Here is a 658-nt window from a genome sequence, read left to right as displayed (position 1 = left end):
GAGCCGCAGGCGGGTCGCGGCGGCATAGGCGTCGAAGCGCGCCGGGGTGACATGCAGTTCCTCGGCCGTGGCAATGACGTGGCGGCGGGCGGTTTGGTACCTTTCGGCAGTCAGCCGGTGTTGATGCAGGCGCAGCTGAAGGTGCACGGCGATGTTGCCGAGGTCGGCGGCGGCCTCGGCGCGGCAGGCTTCATCGAAGTCCAGCAGACCCAGGGGCGCGCCGGGATCCACGGTGAAGATCTGCTTGTCGTGAAGATCCCCGTGGGACCACACCAGCGGATCCGGATCGGTCCGGAGCAGCTTTTGGGCGGCCTGCCCTGCGGCCCCGCGGACGGCCGCGCGCTCGGCTTGCGCCGCCGGAATGTCCGCGCCGGGGTGACATGCAGTTCCTCGGCCGTGGCAATGACGTGGCGGCGGGCGGTTTGGTACCTTTCGGCAGTCAGCCGGTGTTGATGCAGGCGCAGCTGAAGGTGCACGGCGATGTTGCCGAGGTCGGCGGCGGCCTCGGCGCGGCAGGCTTCATCGAAGTCCAGCAGACCCAGGGGCGCGCCGGGATCCACGGTGAAGATCTGCTTGTCGTGAAGATCCCCGTGGGACCACACCAGCGGATCCGGATCGGTCCGGAGCAGCTTTTGGGCGGCCTGCCCTGCGGCCCCGC

2 protein-coding genes are annotated in these 658 nt (G+C 69.8%); one reads left to right on the top strand and one right to left on the bottom strand.

All coding sequences use genetic code 11. From position 1 onward, the window contains the following. A partial coding sequence (locus Y706_RS30045) for a phosphotransferase (RefSeq protein WP_275450877.1) occupies nt 1-363 on the bottom strand: 363 nt, incomplete at its 3' end. Between the two features lie 17 nt (nt 364-380). Here Y706_RS30045 and Y706_RS30040 point away from each other — a divergent pair. Further along, the coding region (locus Y706_RS30040; RefSeq protein ID WP_043435012.1) for a hypothetical protein at nt 381-658 on the top strand (278 nt) is incomplete at its 3' end.

The organism is Arthrobacter sp. I3, assembly GCF_000520575.1.
Classification (GTDB): Bacteria; Actinomycetota; Actinomycetes; order Actinomycetales; family Micrococcaceae; genus Arthrobacter; species Arthrobacter humicola_A.
Note: the sequence above shows the minus strand (reverse complement) of the source record. Positions and strands in the feature narration are given on the sequence as shown.